Source organism: Streptomyces sp. CG 926, assembly GCF_003148825.1.
Taxonomy (GTDB): domain Bacteria; phylum Actinomycetota; class Actinomycetes; order Streptomycetales; family Streptomycetaceae; genus Streptomyces.
On record NZ_QGGZ01000017.1, the window covers coordinates 50,756 to 68,553 of the forward strand.

Consider the following 17,798-nt stretch of genomic DNA (forward strand, 5'->3'; position numbering starts at 1 on the left):
AGGCCGTCGCGCGGCCTGCCGCCCTTCGGGAGCGGTGGTGATCTCCGTGACCGTCCACGCCTTGGCCGCGGTACTCGCGGGCGGTGCGGCCTGCGCCGCCTTCGCCCTCGCCCCTGTCACCATGCCGGCGCAAGCGGCCCTCCCGGCCCCGTCCGAGGTCTGCACGCCCGGCTGGGTGTGCGGCTGGACGGGCCCCGACTACACGGGCGTGGCGAGTTTCGTCTCGCAGGACATGCCGCGCTACCCGGAAACGACCGCGTACGTCGGATTCAACGACGGCGGGTCGGTCCGGAACGGTGCCGGGACGTGGCGCCGGAACGGCCAGGTATGGGGCCGATGCGTCACCGTGTACAACAGCACCGAGTACCAGGGGCGGAGCCGAACCGTCCGCCCGGGCGAGGGCATCGCCCACATCCCCGCGTCGTTCGGAAACATCCACTCCAACCGGTTCCACACGTGCCGGCTTTCCTGACCGCCCCCGGGCGCGGCGGTGTCTCGTCGCGGTGTCTCGTCGCCGAGATTCGCGGCCGACCGGCGTCAGCGTGCGGCGGGGCCGCTCGTCACCATGGCCCACTTGCCGTCCTTCACCGTGTACACCGTGAGCCGGCGGTCGACCGTGTCGCCGGCCCCGTCGAACGCGACGCGGCCCGTGACACCGTCGAAGGTGGTCCCTGCCAGGGCCTGCGGAACCTTCGCCCGGGTGTCGGGGGCGGGGGGAAGGGCGCCGCCGTTGGCTTTCACGACGGCCTTCACCGCTTCGATCAGGCTCCACGTCGCGTCGTAGGCGTAAGGGCCGTACCAGCCGGCGGCCTCCGGGTAGCCCGCCTTCTGATACCGGTCGAGGAAGTCCTGGCCGGCCGCCGACTCCGCCGCGGCGACGCCGATGTTGGTCGCGAGGTCACCCTCGGCCTTCGGGTTCGTCGTGAGGTACTGCTCGTCGAAGATGCCGTCGCCGCCCATCAGGGGGACGCCGACCCCGGCCTGCTTCAGCTGCTGGGAGAGGGTGGCCGCGGTGTCGTAGTAGCCACCGAAGTAGACGGCGTCGGCTCCCGAGGACCGCACCCTCGTGGCGAGGCCCGCGAAAGCGCGTTCCGCGGGATCGACCTGCTCGGTACCGACGACGGTTCCGCCGAGCTTCGCGAACTCGGGCGTGAAGCCGGAGGTGACGGCGGTGCCGTGGGCGCTCGCGTCGTCGACCACGTAGACCTTGGTCTTCTTCGCGCTGTCGTGCAGGTATCGCGCGCCGAACGGCCCTTGGACGACGTCCGTGGCGATGGTGCGGAAGTAGGTGGAGTAGGGGCGGGACTTGGTACCCGCCGCCCAGTCCGGGCCCAACGTCAGCACGGGGTCGGTGTTGCTCGGGGACACGACGGCCAGGTTCGCCCGCGCGAGCGGTGCCACCAGGGTCTTGGCGACACCGGAGTTGAGGGGGCCGACGACCCCCAGCACCTTCTCGTCGGACACGAACCGGGCGGCGTTGGCCTCGCCCTTGGCGGGATCGGCCCCGTCGTCCAGGGCCTTGATCTCGAAGTGCACGCCGGGTACGTGTCCGCTTTCGTTGGCGGTCCTGGCCGCCAGGTCGGCGGAGTTCTTGATACCGACGCCCATCGAGGACAATCCGCCGCTGAGCGGTGCGTCCACGCCGATCACCACCGTGACGGAGGCCCCCGCCGAGCCGTTGCCGGCCGTCCCACCGCCCCGGGGCGTGTCGTCGTCATGGGCGAGGCTCCAGGTCAGGACGGAGCCCGTGACCAGTACGGCCAGTGCCGCGCTCAGCACCACGGCTCGCCGGGGGAGGGTGCGCGGACGGGTGGACACGCGCTCGCCGTGCTCCGTCGTGGCCGGAGTTCCGAGCGTGCCGCTCTCCCCGGGCGCGGGCACGGGCGCGGGTACGGGTACGGGTACGGGTACGGGCGGGTCCGTCGGGCGGTCCGGAACGGGACGCCGCTCGGTGTCGGCGCCGGTGTCGACACCGGCGCCGACACCGGAGTCCAGGACCGTGGGGGAGTGGGGAGTCGGCCTCGTCGGGGGTTCCTGCTCGGGCGCCCGCTCCGCCGACGCCTCCGGTGCCGGCGCCTCCGGTGCCGGCGTCGGTGTCGGCGCCGAGGGGCGCAGCACCGCGGCCAGCATGCGGGCCGCCTCCGCCGCGTCCACGCGCTGCGCCGGATCCTTCGCGAGGAGCGCGTCCAGTACGGGCGCCAGCGGTCCCGCGTGGACCGGCGGCCGGTGCGGGCGGGTGAAGACGGCCACGGCGAGGGCGTGCAGGCCCTCCACGTCGAACGGCGGCTGTCCCTCGACGGCGTGGTAGAGGGTGGCGCCGAGCGCCCACAGGTCGTTGGCGGGGGTCGGGCGCTTGCCTTCGAGCTGCTCCGGCGGCATGTAGTGCGGCGTGCCGATGACGATCCCGCTGCGGCTCAGCTTGGTCGTGGCGTCCGCCAGGTGCGCGATGCCGAAGTCGGTGATGACGACGCGGTCCTTGGTCAGGAGCACGTTGTCCGGCTTGATGTCCCGATGGATGATCCGGGCCGCGTGTGCCTCGGCCAGCGCGTCGAGCATGGCCGCGCCGATCTCGGCCACCCGCTGCACGGGCAACCGGCCCCGGCTGCGGATGGCTGCGGCGAGGGACTCCCCGCGGACCAACTCCATGACGATGACGGGGGCTCCGTGATGCTCCACCACATCATGGATGGTGATGATCCCCGGGTGGCTGAGAGTGACTGCCGCGCGGGCCTCGCCCGTGAACCGCCGGAGCAGCGCGGCGCGGTCGTCGTCTTCTGTGCCGGGCGGGAAGAGGATCTCCTTGACCGCGACCTCGCGTCCGAAGAGCTGCTGGTCAAGGCCGCGCCAGACCCGGCCCATGCCGCCCTGGCCGATGCGTTCGACCAGCTGGTAGCGGCCGGCGATGAGTTCGGGATTCTGCTCGGTCACGCGCACACTCTAGGTCCTGATGGGCCGGTCGGGTGACGGAATCATGGCTTGATCACGCTCGTGGTGACGAGGCCCGGGACGCCCCCCCGGCCGCGGCCGGATCCGCCCGGCGTCAGGCGCTCCGGGGTGCGGCGGACTGCTGGGCCGGCAGCCTGAGGGGGGTGGCGACGGCCGAGCAGAAGTCGGCCAGCCCCGCCGCCAGGGCGGCGCGGGAGGCCGGCTGCATCGCGGCCATCGCCACGGCCAGAGCCTCCTGCCTGCGCGCACGCAGTCGTTCGAGGTACGTCCGCCCGGCCGGCGTCAGCTGGAGCAGCACCTCGCGCCGGTCGTCGGAGCCGGGGTGCCGTTCCAGGAAGCCGACGGCCTGCAGACGGTCGCAGAGCCGGGTGACCGACGGCGGGGCCGCCTCCAGCAGCCTGCCGAGTTCCCGCAGGTTCATCCCCCCGTTGCCGTCGACCAGGAACAGCACCCTGGCCTGGGCCGAGGAGACGGGAGGGGTGCTGACCGTGTCGCGGCCCCGCTCCCAGACCACTTCCAACAGCTCGATCAGCTCACTCATTTCCGCCACCGCCGACCGTACGGGCCGCCTGGAGCCGATGTCCCGCTCGCTCATGTGACACTCCCTACCGGGCCCACGGGCTGCCCTTCCCCGGCGAACCGCCGGCTTCTGGGCCCCTATTTTGGCAGTCGACGAAAGAGGCAGGTACCGGACCGGTGAGTGAAGGCAACGCAGTGGAGCGCGCACTGCGGGACGCGGCCCCGCACGGACTGTTCGAGACGGTCCGCGAGGTGCTGTCCCGGGAGCACGGGGCACGGAGCACCGAGCTGCTGATGGCGGACTACGCCTCGGCCCGGCTCCAACCCGTCACGGCGCAGCCCTTCACCGTGGAGTCCGTGTCGGCGTACAACAGTCCCGAGGGCCGGGCCTTCGGTTCGCAGGAGCCGTTCGTGGTCTCCGAGGCGGACGGGATCACCGTCCACCTTCCGGTGAGCGTGCGCGGTGACCGCCTGGGCGTCCTGAGCGTCGACTACGCGGCGGGCGCGTACGACCCCGGACTCCTCGGCGCGTTGCAGGACGTGGCGGACGCCCTGGCCCACGAGATCCTCGTCGCCGACCGGGATACCGACGTCTTCCTCATGGCCCGGCGGGCCAGACGGCTCACCCTGGCGGCCGAGATGCAGTGGCAGCTGCTGCCGGGACGCGCCTGCTCCCGACCCGAGTACGACCTCGGCGCTCAGTTGGAGCCCGCGTACGCCATCTTCGGCGACAGCTTCGACTGGTCGGCCTCCGCCGACCACCTCACGCTCACCGTCAACAACGGCATGGGCGACGGCATCGACGCCGCCCTGCTGACCAGCCTCGCCGTCAGCGCCCTGCGCAACGCCCGGCGGGCCGGCCTCGACCTCGCCGACCAGGCGTCACTGGCCGACCAGGCCCTGTACGGCCAGTACCAGGGACGGCTGCACCTGGCGATGCTGCTGCTCCGCTTCAGCCTGGACACCGGCGAGGTCGAGGTCATCGACGCCGGCTCACCGCGTCTGTGGCGTCTGCGCGAGGGAGGGGTGCAGCAGATCGGACTCGAAGCCCAGCTGCCGCTCGGCATGTTCGAGGACACCGTCTACACCGTCCAGCGCTTCCAGGTACTGCCGGGGGACCGGCTGTTCTTCCTGAGCGACGGCGTCTACGACGTGCTGTCCCCGGCCGGCGATCCCTACAGCCGGCACGCTCTGGCCCGGGCGATCATGAACACCCGGTTGCTGCCGCCCGCTCAGGTGCCCCGGGCGTTGCTGGAGGAGCTGGCCGGACACCGGGGCGGCATCGAGGCCGCCGACGACGCCATGGTCGTCTGTCTGGACTGGCACGGCCGGGCCGGTACGGAGCCGGTCGAACCGTAGGGGTGTCTCGGAGCCGGCCGAAACGGGACGGTGGCACAGTGGTGGTATGCCCAGTCCCGGACGATCCGGTGCGCACGAGGACCCGGCGGCGGCTCTCGGAGCCGCGGCGGAACTCCTCGCGGCACTGCACGCCCACGGCCAGGACGGTGCGTCTCCCGCCGTCTCCACCTCGCAGATGCGGGCGCTGATCGCCGTCGAAGGGGCCGAGGGCATCAACCTGCGGGCCCTGGGCGCCGTGCTCGGCTCCCGCCCGCCCTCGGTCACCCGGCTCTGCGACCGGCTGGAGGCCGTGGGACTGCTGACCCGCTCCCCGCACCCGAGCAGCCGGCGCGAGGTGGAGCTGCGCCTCACCCCCCGTGGGCGGGCGCTGCTGGAGGAGCAGCGGGTGATCCGTGCGCGCGCGTTCTCGGCGGTCCTCGCCCGGATGGCGCCGGAAGCGGTGGACGCGCTGGTGACGGGTCTGGAGGCGTTCCGGGAGGCCGCCGGCGGGGTCGCGCCGCCGGCCGGTCCGCCCGCGGACACCGCCGAGGGTCCGGGCGAGGCCGCAGGCCCGGCCCCGGGCTCCGGCTCCGCCCTGGACTCCGATGCGGCCCTCGGTTCCGGCCCCGCCCTGGGCGCCGGCCCGGCCGAGGGCGCCGCCGCGCCCGGCGGCGCCGGCCCGGTGGGGACGCCCGCGCGGATCGCGGACACCGCCTGAGGCGAGCCGTTCCCGGGGCGGGTCAGGTTCCCGTCCGCCGGTACGGCACAATCATTGAGTTCGTAAAACATTGCCCTACGGCAAATGATCACTCTACGCTTGCCCGCGCACCAGGCGTCCGTCGGGCGTCCGCCTCCAGCGGTGAAGAAAGGACAGACGCGACGCCATGGCGAGCACTCTCGGGCTGGGGGCCCGACCCCCAGCGCCCCGCACGCCATCTCCCCGGGCGGCGGAAGCACCCCGGAAGGCCTCCGACGGGGAACCGGACGATTCCCTGGCCCTGTGGAACGGCGTCCCGCCGTACGTCCTGCTCATCGAGGACGACGAGGGCGACGCCGTGCTCGTCGAGGAGCTCGTGGACGACAGCGGGATCGACGTCCGCCTCGGCCGCGCGGCCTCCCTCGCCGACGCCCTCGACCTGCTCGCGGCCGAACCGCCCGAGTGCGTCCTGCTCGACCTGCACCTGCCCGACGCCCAGGGCCTGGACGGGCTGAAGAAGGTCCTGGCCGTTTCCGCCGAGGCCGCCGTCGTCGTTCTGACCGGACTGTCGGAGGAACGGGCGGGGCTGAGCGCCGTCGCGGCGGGGGCGCAGGACTACCTGGTCAAGGGGCGCCTGGAGCCCGACGTCTTCATGCGGGCCATCCGGTACGCGATCCAGCGAAAGCGGACCGAACTGGCGGCGGTCGCCCTCGAAGCCGGCCGACTCCGGGCCGAGGAGAACGCGCGCCTCGAACGTGGTCTGCTGCCGACTCCGCTGCTGCTCGACGACCCGGCCGAAGCCGTCATCGTCTGCGCCCGCTACCACCCCGGACGCGCCCAGACCCTGCTGGGCGGGGACTTCTACGACGTCGTGCAGACCTCCGACGGCGCGACGCACGCCGTCGTGGGCGACGTCTCGGGACACGGCCCGAGCGAGGCGGCGCTCGGCGTGTGCCTGCGCGTGGCCTGGCGGTCCTTCGTGATGGCCGGGGCCCGCGACGCCGAACTGCTCGGTCTGCTGGAGCAGATCCTGCTGGCGGAGCGGTCCGGTCCGGAGATCTTCGCCACTCTGGTCTCCCTCACCCGCGCTCCCGGCAGCCGCGCCGTCTCCGTGCAGCGCGCGGGTCATCCCGGCTTCCTGCTCCGCTCCCCGGGCGGGGTGGAGCTGCGGACGGTGCCCGGTGGGCCCGCGCTGGGGATCATGCCCGGATGGGGCGCGGGCTGGCCCGTCACCGACGTCCCGGTGGAAGTCGGCGGCGCCGTGATGCTGTTCACCGACGGTCTGATCGAAGGGCGCGTCGGACCCGGCTCCGACCGCCTCGACGAAGCCGGTCTCCTGGAGATCGCCCGTCGGCACACCGGCCTGCCCGCCGAACCCTTCGTCGACTCCCTCATCCAGGCGGCGCAGGGCCTCGCCGCGGACTGGGGCGGCCTGGCCGACGACGTCGCCGTACTCCACCTCGAATGGAACACCCCCACGTGACCTCCCCCGCAGAGCCGACCGCCGAGTCCCGAGTGCGGGCCCCGGACCGCCGCGTACCCAGCCTGCAGGGCTGGCTGACCACCGTGCTCGCCGTGCTGGCCCTCATGGTCGTCGGCACGGGCGCCCTCGGCGCCACCCTCCTCTCGCACACGACCACCGCCGGAAACCGTCTCGTCGACGGGATCCTGCCCGCCCAGCGGGACGCGCTCCGCCTGGAGACGGCCCTCCTGGACCAGGAGACGGGCGTCCGCGGTTACCTGCTGGCCGACGAACGCGCGCTGCTGGAGCCGTACGACCGCGGCCTGGCCGACGAGCGCGTGGCCGCCGAGCGCCTGGCGACGGTCCTCGACGGCGAGGCCGGGGTACGCGGTGACCTGGCAGCCGTGGAGGAGGCCGCGCGGGTCTGGCGGGACGAGTTCGCGATCCCTGCCATCACCTCCGTGGACAGCGGGAGCCCCCCACCCTCGCTCCAGACCGGCAAGGACCGCTTCGACGAGGTCCGCCGGCGGATCACCGCGCAACAAGCCCGCCTGGACCGGATACAGTCCGAAGCGCGCACCACGTTCGGCGAAGCCCGCACACAGCGCGACCGCATCCTCCTGGCGATCATCGTGGCCTTCCTGCTGGCCGGCGGCGCTCTCGCGGTCCTGCTCCACGTGGGCGTGCTGAGGCCGCTGGCCCTGGTGCGGACCGCCTCGCGGCGCGTCGCGGACGGAGCCTTCGAGGAGGAGATCCCCCTACGGGGCCCCTCCGATCTGCGGGCCCTGGCGCGCGCGGTGGAGGCCATGCGCCACCGGACCGTCGCCGAGCTGACGGCGTCACGTCGCAACGCCGAGCGGCTCGACCGGACGGCCGCCGCGCTCGACGCGCAGGCGGCGGAGCTGCGCCGCTCCAACGCCGAGTTGGAGCAGTTCGCGTACGTGGCCTCGCACGACCTGCAGGAACCGCTGCGCAAGGTGGCTTCCTTCTGCCAGCTGCTGGAGAAGCGCTACGGGGACCAGCTCGACGCCCGTGGTACCCAGTACATCAACTTCGCCGTGGACGGCGCCAAGCGCATGCAGGTGCTCATCAACGACCTGCTGACCTTCTCCCGGGTGGGGCGGGTCCAGGACGCGCGCGAGACGGTCGCGCTGGACGGCGCGCTGGACCGGGCGGTGCGAAACCTGGCCGCTGCCGTGGAGGAGAGCGGCGCCGAGATCACCCGGCCCGAGGCGCTCCCGGACGTGGTGGGCGACCCCACGCTCCTGACGATGCTCTGGCAGAACCTGATCGGCAACGCGGTCAAGTTCCGCTCGCCCGACCGCGTTCCGCGCATCGAGGTGGCGGAGGTCGACGACCCCGCCGCGGAACCGGGCTTCCGGACCTTCGCCGTCACGGACAACGGCATCGGCGTTCCGGCCGAGTTCGCCGAGAAGGTCTTCGTCATCTTCCAACGGCTCCACGCCCGGGAGACGTACGGAGGCACGGGGATCGGCCTCTCGCTCTGCAAGAAGATCGTCGAGCACACGGGCGGCCAGATCCGGATCGACACCGCCCACACCGGGGGCACCCGGATCGTCTTCACCCTGCCCGTCGCCGCGGACGCCGCTGATGCCACGGACGCCGCCGATACCGCGGACGCCGCGCCGCTCCCCGTACCCACCGAAGGAAACCACTGATGAGCATCCCCATCGACCGGCCCCAGGCCGCCCCCGCCGAAGTCCTGCTTGTCGAGGACGACGCGGGCGACGAGCTGATGACCCGCGAGGCCTTCGAGGACAACAAGATCGGGAACGTGCTGCACGTGGTGCGCGACGGTCTGGAGGCGCTGGACTTCCTCTACCGCCGGGGCGAGCACGCGAACGCGCCCCGCCCCGATCTGATCCTGCTCGACCTGAACCTGCCCAAGTACGACGGCCGGCAGGTGCTCGAACAGATCAAGACGGACCCGGACCTGAGCCACATCCCTGTGGTCGTCCTCACGACCTCGGCCGCCGAGGAGGACATCCTGCGCAGCTACAAGCTCCACGCGAACGCCTACGTGACGAAGCCGGTGGACCTCGACCAGTTCGTCAGGGCGATCCAGCAGATCGACGACTTCTTCATCACCGTCGTCAAGCTGCCCCGCACCCGGTGAGGACCGGACATACAGGCCACGAGCGGCAAGCACACCAAGGAATGTGGGGGAGACGGCCATGAGCTGGGACACGCACGAAGAAGAGGCACGCAGTCACGTCGAGACGCGATCCGAAGGGGACGTGCGCATCGTCGTGATGGCGGGTGAGTTCGACATGGACACCGTGGCCGAGCTGCGGATCGCGATGGACCCCCGGGCGTCGGGTGTCGCGCGGTTCGTCCTGGACGTCGCCGGGGTGACCTTCATCGACTCGACCGCGCTCAGCGTCCTGCTGCAACCCGCGATGGAGCGGCCGGTGATCCTGGCGGGCACCGTACCGCCCCGCCTGGCCCGGATCCTGGAGATCACCGGGGCCGACCTGGCGTTCGCCACCGCGCCCGGCGTCACCGAGGCGACGACCATGGTCGTCCCGCCCCGCAGCGGCTGATCGACGCCACGACGAAGAGGAGCAGGGCGCCCGACGGCGTTTGAGACCCGCGATAGCGGCCAGAAGGGCATCCGACAACCATCGGTTCCGCCGCGGGTCCCACCCGAGCGGGCCGTCACCACGGCGCCCGGCGCCCGGCCCGAGGAGCCCTCGATGACACACACCGAAGCCACCGACACCGAAGCCACCGACACCGAAGGCGCCGGCATACGCACCGCCGTGGCCGGCGCCGAAGCCGATCGCACCACGCCGGCGCCCCGGCCCGCGCCCACCCCCGTCGCCGCCTCGGCCGACGAGCGCATCCACCGCATCCGCCGCCGACTGGAACGGCTGATCGGTATCGCCGCGACCGAGGGGAACTCCGTACGCCCGCTGCGCAACGGCGACGAGATCTTCACCGCGATGCTCGACGCCATCGGCTCCGCCCGCCACACCATCGACATGATGACCTTCGTCTACTGGAAGGGCGCCATCGCCCGCCGGTTCGCCGAGGCCCTGGCCGAGCGCGCACGAGAAGGTGTACGGGTACGGCTGCTCCTCGACGGCTTCGGCAGCCGCCTGATCGAGCAGGACCTGCTGGACCGGATGGACGAGGCCGGGGTCGACATCGCCTGGTTCCGCAGACCCGTCTTCCTCTCGCCGCTCAAGCAGAACCACCGCTGCCACCGCAAGGTCCTCGTCGTCGACGAGCACACCGCCTTCACCGGCGGTGTGGGCATCGCGGAGGAATGGTGCGGCGACGCCCGCGGTCCGGGCGAATGGCGCGACACGCACGCCGAGGTCCGCGGGCCCGCCGTCGACGGGATCGCCGCGGCCTTCGCCCAGAACTGGGCCGAGTGCCACCCCGAACTCTTCGACGAGCGCGACCGCTTCGTACCCCATGAGCCCGCCGGAACCGCCGTCGTCCAGGTGGTGCGTGGCTCGGCCGCCTTCGGCTGGCAGGACATGCAGACGCTGATGCGGGTGATTCTCGAATCGGCCGAGGAGCGCGTGCGCCTGGCGACCGCCTACTTCGCTCCCGACGACTTCTTCGTCGACCTGCTCAGCGCCACGGCCCGCAGGGGCGTCACGGTCGAGATCCTGCTGCCCGGTCCGCACACCGACAAGCGGGTGTGCCAACTCGCGGGCCGGCACCACTACGAGGCGCTCACCGCCGCCGGCGTGCAGATCCACGAGTACCAGCCGACGATGATGCACGCCAAGATCATGACCATGGACGGGGTGGTCTCCCTCATCGGCTCGTCGAACTTCAACCGCCGCTCCCTGGACCACGACGAGGAGGTCATGCTCGCCGTGATGGACCCGGACGTCACCCGCACCCTGGACGAGCACTACGACCAGGACCTGGACGGCTGCACGCGGATCGCCACGCAGCGCTGGAAGCGACGCTCCCTCCTGCACCGCGCCCAGGAGCTGTCGGTACGCCCGCTGCGCCGCTTCCTGTGAGGGGCCGGGCCCTCAGGCCAGGCGCAGAACGGTATTGATCGTCTTGCCGTCGGGGTGTGTACGGCAGTCCACCCGCTCGGCGAGGCGCTGGACGAGCGGCCAGCCGTACCCGCCCGGGCGCTCGACCGTACCCGTGCGCGGGGCGGGCAGCCGAGGGTCCGCGTCGCCGATGGACAGGAGCAGGACGTCATCGGCGACGTCGGCCCGGAAGAGGGTGACGCCACCGCCGTGGCGGATCGCGTTGGTGACGAGTTCCGAGGTGACCAGCAGGGCGTCGGCCGCGATGACGCTGTCGAGGCCCACGCCGGCCAGCCGCAGCACCTCGCAGACCCGTGCGCGGGCGGCGGCCGCGGACTCCGGCAGGCGGCCCGGCCGCCGCTCGCCCGGGCTCCGGGACTCGGCGGAAGCGGACCCGGAGACGGACCCGGACCCGGAAGCGGATGAGGATGAGGATGAGGTGCTCATGACGTCATCGCTGACTCCAGACAGTCCGCCATACGGAAGGCGGGGGCGGCCCCGGTGACCTCGAACAGCCGCCGCACCGCCGCCTGCAGGGGGCCGGCGAGAACCAGGGCCACTCCCGCGGCCCGGTGGGCCCGCTGTGCGTCGAAGAGGGCGTGCAGGACGGAGGAGTCCGCGAATCGCATACGGGAGAGGTCCACCACCGTGAGCGCGAGGCCACTCGCCGCCGTCTGCGCGAATGCCCGGGCCAGGGTGGGCGCGTGGTCCTCGTCGATCTCACCGCGCAGGCTGACGAGTGCTATGCCCCGGTCGATGGTCGTCGTGACGACCGCTTCTTCTCCGATCACCCCGACATCCTCCTACACCCGTGGCCGGGGCGGCCACGGAGTACCTCCCGAGCGTACGGGACCTGCCCCGCCACCCGCTCGGGTGACGGCTCGTCACCCTGTCGCACGAGGGCCCGGTTGCGGCGGGCGCGGTACATGGAGGATGGTTGCCGCAGGGCAATGATGTTTTTTCCGTCTTCACGAAGAGGTGAGGGGTTCGCACAGCGGGCCTTCGATGTGTGGTTCCTTCCCCGCAGATGACATCCGGTTCACCGGCAGCAGACCTCCGGTGGAGCGAGGCCCCCTACCCCGTACTCGCGGCCGATCCCCAGGCACACCTGGTGTTCGTCAACGAGGCGGCCAGACTGGTCTTCCCGCAGGCCCGACCGGGTGTGAACCTGGCCGACGCGGTGCCCGGGTGGCTGGCGTCGGCCCACGCACGGCACGTGGCCGACGCCGTGCCCACGGCGCGGCGGTCGGCCGACGGGGCGGCCCGGGCCGTGCGGGGACCGGTGGGCGAGGGATCCTTCGAGGCACATTCCACGGCGCGCGACGACGGCACGGTCGTGTGGTGGCTGATGGACGACACCGGCCACCGACTCGCCCGTGAGGCACTGCGGACGGAGCGGGAACGCACGGCGTTCCTGGTCCGCTCGTCCAACCTGCTGCTGTCCTCGCTGAACCTCGACCGGTGCATGGACGTCACCGCGCAGCTGGCGGCGGAGCACCTCACGGACGCCGCCCTGGTGATCGCCCCCGCACGCGGCTCGGAGCTGCCGGTGGTGACCTGCGTCCGCGGCGGCGCCCCGTCGGTCGCCCTCCTGGCCGTCGACCCCGCCGCGGTACCGGGGCTGGCCGAGGCGCTCCAGGGGTTCCCGCCCGTCCCGTCCCGATGGATCGACCCCGGCGCCGCGCCGGCCTGGCTGGTCCCGGACGACCTGGACGGTGTGGGGTCGATCGTCATCACGCCGCTGCCCGGCCACGGGGTGCCCGCCGGCGCTCTGGTCCTGCTGCGCGGCACCGGCGCCCCCGCCTTCACCGAGGCCGAAGAGGTCTTCGCGCGGCTCTTCGCCGCCCGCGCCGGCGCGGCCATGTCGGCAGCCCGCCTCTACGCGGAGCAGGCGTCGATCACCGACACCCTGATGCGCGAACTGCTGCCGCCCGTCCTGCACCAGGTCGCCGGAGTGGAGTACGCGGGCGGCTACCGCCCCGCGAAGGACCACGAACGGGTCGGCGGCGACTTCTACGACGTCCACCCCGCCACCGCCGACGGCGATGCGTCGCTCGTGGTGTTCGGCGACGTCTGCGGCAAGGGACTCGAGGCCGCCGTCATGACCGGGAAGATCCGCAACACCCTGCACGCGCTGCTGCCCCTGGCGGACGACCACCAGCGGATGCTCAGCCTGCTGAACTCCGCGCTGCTGAACTCCGAGAGCACCCGGTTCGCCACGATGGTGCTGGCCTCCGCGGCACGGGACGGCAACAACGTACGGCTGCGGCTGACCAGCGCCGGCCACCCCGCCCCCCTCCTCCTGCGCGCGGACGGGCGGATCGAGCCGGCCCCCACGAAAGGCACCTTGGTGGGCGTGCTGCCGGACATCTCCACCGAGACGGTGTCGGTGACCCTGGCCCCCGGCGACGCCTGCGTCCTGTACACCGACGGGATCAGCGAGGCGCGCGGCGGACCGCTGGGCGACGTGATGTTCGGCGAGGACCGGTTGCAGCGGGCGCTGGCGGAGTGCGCCGCCATACCCGCCGAGGCGGTGGTGGAACACGTGCAGATGATCGCCGCCCAGTGGGTGGGCGGCGGTCGGCACGACGACATGGCCATCGTGGTGATCTCCGCACCGCGAACCAATCACCTCAGCGCGGTGGACGGCCACACCCGGGGCAGGTTCACCGCATGACCCCACAGCACGGCGCGGCCCCCACCACCACCATCACGACCCGCACCACCCGTACGGAGGCCCTGGCCGAGCGGGTGTGGGACGCCGTCATGGCCCTCGACGAACCCGCCGCGGTCCGGGCCGTCCTCCAGGCGCTGGAGGACCGCCTCGACCCCGAGGCGGTGCTGCTGGACGTGATCGGTCCCGTACAGGGGCGGGTGGGCGAGGAATGGGCCGCGAACCGCATCACCGTCGCCCAGGAACACGCCGCGACCGCCATCAACGACCGGGCCGTCGCGGCGCTGGCCCTGCACCCCGCGGCGCGGACGGAGCCCCACCGGGGCCGCATCACCGTGGCCTGTGTGGACGGCGAATGGCACGCCCTGCCCGCGCGGTTGCTCGCCGAGGTGCTGCGGCTGCGCGGGTGGCGCGTCGACTACCTCGGCGCCCAGGTACCCGCCCCGCACCTGCTCACCCACCTGCACCGCACCGGGCCCGACGCGGTGGCCCTCTCCGGCTCCATCCCCACCCGCCTGCCCACCGCCCACGCCACGATCACCGCCTGCCAGGCCGTCGGAACCCCCGTCATCGTCGGCGGAGCCGCGTTCGGCCCCGGCGGCCGCTACGCGCGTCTGCTGGGCGCGGACGCGTGGGCGCCGGACGCCCGCACCGCCGCGGACGACCTGGCCCGCGGGCCCCTGCCCCAGCCCCGCCCCGGCCACCAGATGATCGACGACCTCCCGCACCTGAAGGACCAGGAGTACACCCTCGTCGCCCGTAGCCGGCCCCGCCTGGTCCGCGAGGTCCTCGCCGAGCTGGAGGACGCCTACCCGGCCCTGCGCGACTACACGGACGTACAGCGTGAACGCACCGCCGAAGACCTCTCCCACATCGTGGAGTTCCTCGCCGCCGCCCTGTACACCGGCGACGAGGAACTGTTCTGCGGCTTCCTGCTCTGGACCGCGGACGTCCTGAACGCCCGCCGCGTCCCGGCCGCCTCCCTGCTGCCGGCCTTGACGCTGCTGCGCCGCCGGCTCGGGGACTTCCCCAGAGCCTGCGCCGTGCTCCGCGCAGGCGCCGCCCGTCTCACCCACCAGAACGCCGCCCGGACCGCCGAATGACGAACTCGCCCGACGCCCCGCTCCGCCTGTCGTGCCGGTACGCCGACGACACCCTCCGTGTGGAACTGCGGGGCGCTCTCGACCACCGGTACGCCGACCTCCTCGTCGAGGCCGTCGGTCGAGCCCTGGCCGACCACCGTCGGCCGTGCACGGTGCGGCTGGACTGCGCCGGCCTGACCACCGTCGACCCGAACGGTCTGTCGGCCCTGCTGATGGTCCGCCGCCGTACCGACGAGGCCGGCGCGGTCCTGCACCTCGACGGACGGCCCCCGCAGCTGGAGAGGCTGCTGGAACTGACCGGCACCCTCGCTCATTTCACGGACCGCCCCGGATCCCGCGCCCCGCAGACCGGCCCCGGCGAGGACCCCGCCCGCAATCACTCCGCAGCCCCGGACCCCAGCGCCTGACGCCCCGCACGAGCGGCCCGGTGCCGCACCGAGACCCTGCCGGCAGTGCCGCAACGGCGGTGGTGGGCGTGTCGCGTACCGGCCGGCCGACTGCTCCGGGGTTCATGACGCAATGGTCACTGCGACGTGCCCCACCCCGGTTCGTCGGACCAGGGCATGGAGCAGCGAAGCGTTTCACCTCCGCAGTGGAACCGATCGACCGGCTTCGCCCGGCAAGCGCATCCGGTATCCGGCACACCGATCTACGACGCCGCCGAACGGCTCCTGCCGGTCGAAGCCGGCGGCCGGTCCTCACGCGAGCCGGCGGCGCCCAAGTGGTCGCTACGTGAGAAGCAGCCCCATCGTGAAGGTCACCTGGGCTCCCCCCAGGTGCCGATCGACCTTCATACCGTCGGTCATCTGGCGCACGATCCAGAGACCGTGCCCGCCTGCAGCAGTGCTCGGGTCGGGGGAGGCGCAAGGGATCGAGTCTTCGGCGAAGCCCGGGCCCTGATCGGTGACCTGGCAGCGCAGGGTGTCCGTGCTTCGGTAGAGCCTGAGTGTTCCTGATGCTCCGGCATGCCGTACGGCATTGCAGGTCACCTCGTGCATGGCCAGGACGAACGCGGCAAGGCGCGGCTCGACGAGCCCTGCGGCGGAGGCCAGCACGTGCACCCGCAGGCGTAGCCTCACCAGGTCCGCAGCGTGGAACTGCGTGTCGAGCAGCAGTTCTTCCGTTGCCGGAGCCCGGGTCGGTCGCACGGTCATCGAAGGGTCCCTTCAACCTCGACGAGAAGCAGGCTTGCCACCGCAGAGGCACCGAGGCGTCGGAGCAACTCCGCGTTGAACACCGAACAGTGGATTTCGACCCGCTGCCGAGGAGCGGCTTGCTGCACCTGCCGGATCACCTCGGCCGCGCAGGTCACCGACAGGAACGACAGCGGGGTGAGGTCCAGCAGCAGGGGACGACCTGTCGAGGATCTCCTGAAGGTGTCGTGCAGAGCCGCATGTAGGTGTGTGCGGGTCGACCAGTCGGCTTCGCCGACCAGCCGCAGCCCTTGGTCGGAGTGAAAGGATCCCAGCTCCCCGAGGCGCTCGAGCAGGGCCACGGGATGCCCGATGTGCATCGCCTCCAATGTTTCGGGGGTGAAGCGACGGCGGTCGTAGGTGCAGATCTCCGCATATCTCCGGTCGGAAAACAGTGCTTCGGCATGCGTTTCCCGGTGCATCACGCCCTCGACGTCCATGCCGAGGTCCTCGACCCACGCCATGTCGATGATCGACCGTAGCCCGGCATATCCCTCGTCCCGGGCCTGCTCGGTCTCCTCCCGCAGACGGCTCATTTGCTGATCGGCCGTGAACTTCCGGTGCGGCTGGATCAGTTCTCGCATGCTGGTGAAACGAAGCTGGCCCCGTTCCAGGGCGGCTTGGGATTCCCCGTGCGGGAAAAGCTGTCGGAACGCCTCGTCGTGGGTCACTGCCGGATCGGCCATGACGACGACCTTCTCGTTCCGGGCCAGCCCCAGTTGCGCGAAGACCCCCAGCACCCCCCATCGCAACATGTCGTCCGCATAGTGCGCGAAGGCGTGGTCCCCCAGGCCCATCTGTTCGACCGCCAGGGTGTGAGCGTCCACAGGAACGGACATGGTCCCCTTTCCTCCGTCCTTGCCGGCTGTATCAGTTCCGAGGGAACCGGCACGGCCACGATGAAGACAGTGACGCTACAACCGGCCGCTCCCGGACGGGCCCTCAGAGCGGTTTCCGCCGGAACTTGAACCGGATAGGACGGTTTCTGTCCGTGCAGCTCTCGAACACCACAACCGCCGCGAGGCGGGAACCACGACTACGCTCCGTGGAGGCCGTCGTAGACGACCTCCATGAGGTCGGCGAGTTCGGCCGGCGCCGTGGTCGCAGCTGCCTCCTGGATTTCGCGGACCTCCTCGGTCAGGTTTGCGTGGAGGTGGGCCCGATATTCTGCGGTCTCCGCCACACAGACCTGGGGACTCGAGTCCGTCTTCGCGGATGATCTGCGGAATTCGGTTCCTGACCAGTTTGCCCTTGAGCGGCGCCTTCCTTCCCGCGAAGTGGCGGATGCGCGCCGGCGCGCGCTGAAGGTACGTGAGTGTTCCGTTCGCATTCCGGCGTCGTCGAACGGGCGCCTCGGGCGGCTGATCACGCTGTGGGCCGGCGGCTACGCCGCCAGGACCAGCCGCCCATGTAGCGGCGGGGGGCCGAACACGCCTGGTGCAGGCCGAATTCAACGCTCCGTAGTCAGCACCGATCCAGCACCGGGTCAGCATCACATCATCGAACCTTGGCGTTTTCGTGCATATCTGACGCCCCGGTGTCCGCGTCGTTCGGCAGCGTGGGAAGAAGCGGCCCCCAGGTTGGTGTGGTGTTTGCGAGGGTATCGGCCCGGCCAACTATGGTGGCCCGCCACATACACGGCTGACCTGGGTGTTCCTATGGTGTGGCGACACAACGACGTCCCCCGCCCCTCCTCGGAAGTGGTGACCATGGCTGCCGCAACACCCACATCCACACAGCCCAGACACATCAGGCGCATCGACGCTGCCAGTCTGATCGGGACGACCGTCGAGTGGTACGACAACTCATCCGATCAGGGCTATGACCTGCCATTTCCC

At 71.8% G+C, this 17,798-nt stretch carries 17 protein-coding genes and 1 pseudogene; 11 read left to right on the forward strand and 7 right to left on the reverse strand.

All coding sequences use genetic code 11. The features are described from left to right. Window positions 1-37 precede the first annotated feature (37 nt). Window positions 38-472: a peptidase inhibitor family I36 protein gene (locus BCL76_RS34405; RefSeq protein WP_109783308.1), complete on the forward strand. Its 435-nt coding sequence runs from the start codon at window positions 38-40 to the stop codon at window positions 470-472. Between the two features lie 65 nt (window positions 473-537). On the opposite strand, the gene BCL76_RS34410 is transcribed toward BCL76_RS34405, so the two are convergent. Beyond that, the gene (locus BCL76_RS34410; protein ID WP_146228487.1) at window positions 538-2,928 is read right to left on the reverse strand and encodes a bifunctional serine/threonine-protein kinase/ABC transporter substrate-binding protein; all 2,391 of its coding nucleotides are present in this window, start codon (window positions 2,926-2,928) and stop codon (window positions 538-540) included. 112 nt (window positions 2,929-3,040) lie between these two features. Next, window positions 3,041-3,541 carry a MarR family winged helix-turn-helix transcriptional regulator gene (locus BCL76_RS34415; RefSeq protein WP_109783310.1) on the reverse strand — a complete coding sequence of 167 codons (501 nt, stop codon included), beginning with the start codon at window positions 3,539-3,541 and terminating at the stop codon, window positions 3,041-3,043. A 101-nt stretch (window positions 3,542-3,642) separates the two neighbouring features. On the opposite strand from BCL76_RS34415, the gene BCL76_RS34420 reads away from it, so the two are divergent. From BCL76_RS34420 to BCL76_RS34450, 7 genes and pseudogenes are all read left to right on the forward strand, one after another. After that, window positions 3,643-4,824, forward strand: coding sequence for a PP2C family protein-serine/threonine phosphatase (locus BCL76_RS34420; RefSeq protein WP_109783311.1), 1,182 nt, complete (start codon window positions 3,643-3,645; stop codon window positions 4,822-4,824). Between the two features lie 46 nt (window positions 4,825-4,870). After that, a pseudogene (locus BCL76_RS34425) lies at window positions 4,871-5,335 on the forward strand (MarR family winged helix-turn-helix transcriptional regulator); the annotation flags it as partial. A 352-nt stretch (window positions 5,336-5,687) separates the two neighbouring features. After that, window positions 5,688-6,983: a PP2C family protein-serine/threonine phosphatase gene (locus BCL76_RS34430; RefSeq protein ID WP_109783313.1), complete on the forward strand. Its 1,296-nt coding sequence runs from the start codon at window positions 5,688-5,690 to the stop codon at window positions 6,981-6,983. A gap of 104 nt (window positions 6,984-7,087) precedes the next feature. Further along, on the forward strand, window positions 7,088-8,641 hold the full coding sequence (locus BCL76_RS34435; protein WP_441350758.1) for a sensor histidine kinase: 1,554 nt from the start codon (window positions 7,088-7,090) through the stop codon (window positions 8,639-8,641). Then, a complete protein-coding gene (locus BCL76_RS34440) occupies window positions 8,641-9,099 on the forward strand; it encodes a response regulator (protein ID WP_109783315.1) in 459 nt (152 codons plus the stop codon). Before BCL76_RS34435 ends, BCL76_RS34440 begins: the two co-directional genes overlap by 1 nt. 58 nt (window positions 9,100-9,157) lie before the next feature. After that, complete coding sequence (locus tag BCL76_RS34445; RefSeq protein WP_109783316.1) at window positions 9,158-9,526, forward strand: STAS domain-containing protein; 369 nt, start codon at window positions 9,158-9,160, stop codon at window positions 9,524-9,526. A gap of 153 nt (window positions 9,527-9,679) precedes the next feature. Then, window positions 9,680-10,972 carry a phospholipase D-like domain-containing protein gene (locus BCL76_RS34450; protein WP_109783317.1) on the forward strand — a complete coding sequence of 431 codons (1,293 nt, stop codon included), beginning with the start codon at window positions 9,680-9,682 and terminating at the stop codon, window positions 10,970-10,972. Window positions 10,973-10,984: 12 nt separating this feature from the next. On the opposite strand, the gene BCL76_RS34455 is transcribed toward BCL76_RS34450, so the two are convergent. Continuing rightward, on the reverse strand, window positions 10,985-11,437 hold the full coding sequence (locus tag BCL76_RS34455; protein WP_109783318.1) for an ATP-binding protein: 453 nt from the start codon (window positions 11,435-11,437) through the stop codon (window positions 10,985-10,987). Continuing rightward, complete coding sequence (locus BCL76_RS34460) at window positions 11,434-11,781, reverse strand: STAS domain-containing protein (protein ID WP_109783319.1); 348 nt, start codon at window positions 11,779-11,781, stop codon at window positions 11,434-11,436. The genes BCL76_RS34455 and BCL76_RS34460 overlap by 4 nt, the downstream gene beginning before the upstream one ends. Window positions 11,782-12,017: 236 nt before the next feature. On the opposite strand from BCL76_RS34460, the gene BCL76_RS34465 reads away from it, so the two are divergent. The 3 genes from BCL76_RS34465 (at window position 12,018) to BCL76_RS34475 (ending at window position 15,174) form a co-directional block, all read left to right on the forward strand. Then, window positions 12,018-13,667 (forward strand): PP2C family protein-serine/threonine phosphatase, encoded by a 1,650-nt coding sequence (locus BCL76_RS34465; protein WP_109783320.1) that lies wholly within the window; start codon window positions 12,018-12,020, stop codon window positions 13,665-13,667. A gap of 89 nt (window positions 13,668-13,756) precedes the next feature. Continuing rightward, on the forward strand, window positions 13,757-14,767 hold the full coding sequence (locus BCL76_RS34470) for a cobalamin B12-binding domain-containing protein (RefSeq protein ID WP_258310087.1): 1,011 nt from the start codon (window positions 13,757-13,759) through the stop codon (window positions 14,765-14,767). Beyond that, window positions 14,764-15,174 carry an STAS domain-containing protein gene (locus BCL76_RS34475; RefSeq protein ID WP_109783322.1) on the forward strand — a complete coding sequence of 137 codons (411 nt, stop codon included), beginning with the start codon at window positions 14,764-14,766 and terminating at the stop codon, window positions 15,172-15,174. Before BCL76_RS34470 ends, BCL76_RS34475 begins: the two co-directional genes overlap by 4 nt. A 321-nt stretch (window positions 15,175-15,495) precedes the next feature. Here BCL76_RS34475 and BCL76_RS34480 read toward each other — a convergent pair whose 3' ends face one another. The 3 genes from BCL76_RS34480 to BCL76_RS39290 all read right to left on the reverse strand — a co-directional run bounded on the left by BCL76_RS34480 (window position 15,496) and on the right by BCL76_RS39290 (window position 17,143). Further along, on the reverse strand, window positions 15,496-15,921 hold the full coding sequence (locus BCL76_RS34480; protein ID WP_109783323.1) for an ATP-binding protein: 426 nt from the start codon (window positions 15,919-15,921) through the stop codon (window positions 15,496-15,498). Further along, on the reverse strand, window positions 15,918-16,799 hold the full coding sequence (locus BCL76_RS34485) for an MEDS domain-containing protein (protein WP_109783324.1): 882 nt from the start codon (window positions 16,797-16,799) through the stop codon (window positions 15,918-15,920). The genes BCL76_RS34480 and BCL76_RS34485 overlap by 4 nt, the downstream gene beginning before the upstream one ends. Window positions 16,800-16,996: 197 nt before the next feature. Beyond that, window positions 16,997-17,143: a hypothetical protein gene (locus tag BCL76_RS39290; RefSeq protein ID WP_181382861.1), complete on the reverse strand. Its 147-nt coding sequence runs from the start codon at window positions 17,141-17,143 to the stop codon at window positions 16,997-16,999. Window positions 17,144-17,798 lie beyond the last annotated feature (655 nt).

Bases quoted from the DNA above. Each gene is read 5' to 3' on its own strand.
- BCL76_RS34415 (WP_109783310.1), bottom strand. From the start codon at position 3,541: ATGAGCGAGCGGGACATCGGCTCCAGGCGGCCCGTACGGTCGGCGGTG.
- BCL76_RS34430 (WP_109783313.1), top strand. From the start codon at position 5,688: ATGGCGAGCACTCTCGGGCTGGGGGCCCGACCCCCAGCGCCCCGCACG.
- BCL76_RS34435 (WP_441350758.1), top strand. From the start codon at position 7,088: ATGGTCGTCGGCACGGGCGCCCTCGGCGCCACCCTCCTCTCGCACACG.
- BCL76_RS34440 (WP_109783315.1), top strand. From the start codon at position 8,641: ATGAGCATCCCCATCGACCGGCCCCAGGCCGCCCCCGCCGAAGTCCTG.
- BCL76_RS34445 (WP_109783316.1), top strand. From the start codon at position 9,158: ATGAGCTGGGACACGCACGAAGAAGAGGCACGCAGTCACGTCGAGACG.
- BCL76_RS34450 (WP_109783317.1), top strand. From the start codon at position 9,680: ATGACACACACCGAAGCCACCGACACCGAAGCCACCGACACCGAAGGC.
- BCL76_RS34455 (WP_109783318.1), bottom strand. From the start codon at position 11,437: ATGAGCACCTCATCCTCATCCTCATCCGCTTCCGGGTCCGGGTCCGTC.
- BCL76_RS34465 (WP_109783320.1), top strand. From the start codon at position 12,018: ATGACATCCGGTTCACCGGCAGCAGACCTCCGGTGGAGCGAGGCCCCC.
- BCL76_RS34470 (WP_258310087.1), top strand. From the start codon at position 13,757: ATGGCCCTCGACGAACCCGCCGCGGTCCGGGCCGTCCTCCAGGCGCTG.
- BCL76_RS34475 (WP_109783322.1), top strand. From the start codon at position 14,764: ATGACGAACTCGCCCGACGCCCCGCTCCGCCTGTCGTGCCGGTACGCC.
- BCL76_RS34480 (WP_109783323.1), bottom strand. From the start codon at position 15,921: ATGACCGTGCGACCGACCCGGGCTCCGGCAACGGAAGAACTGCTGCTC.
- BCL76_RS34485 (WP_109783324.1), bottom strand. From the start codon at position 16,799: ATGTCCGTTCCTGTGGACGCTCACACCCTGGCGGTCGAACAGATGGGC.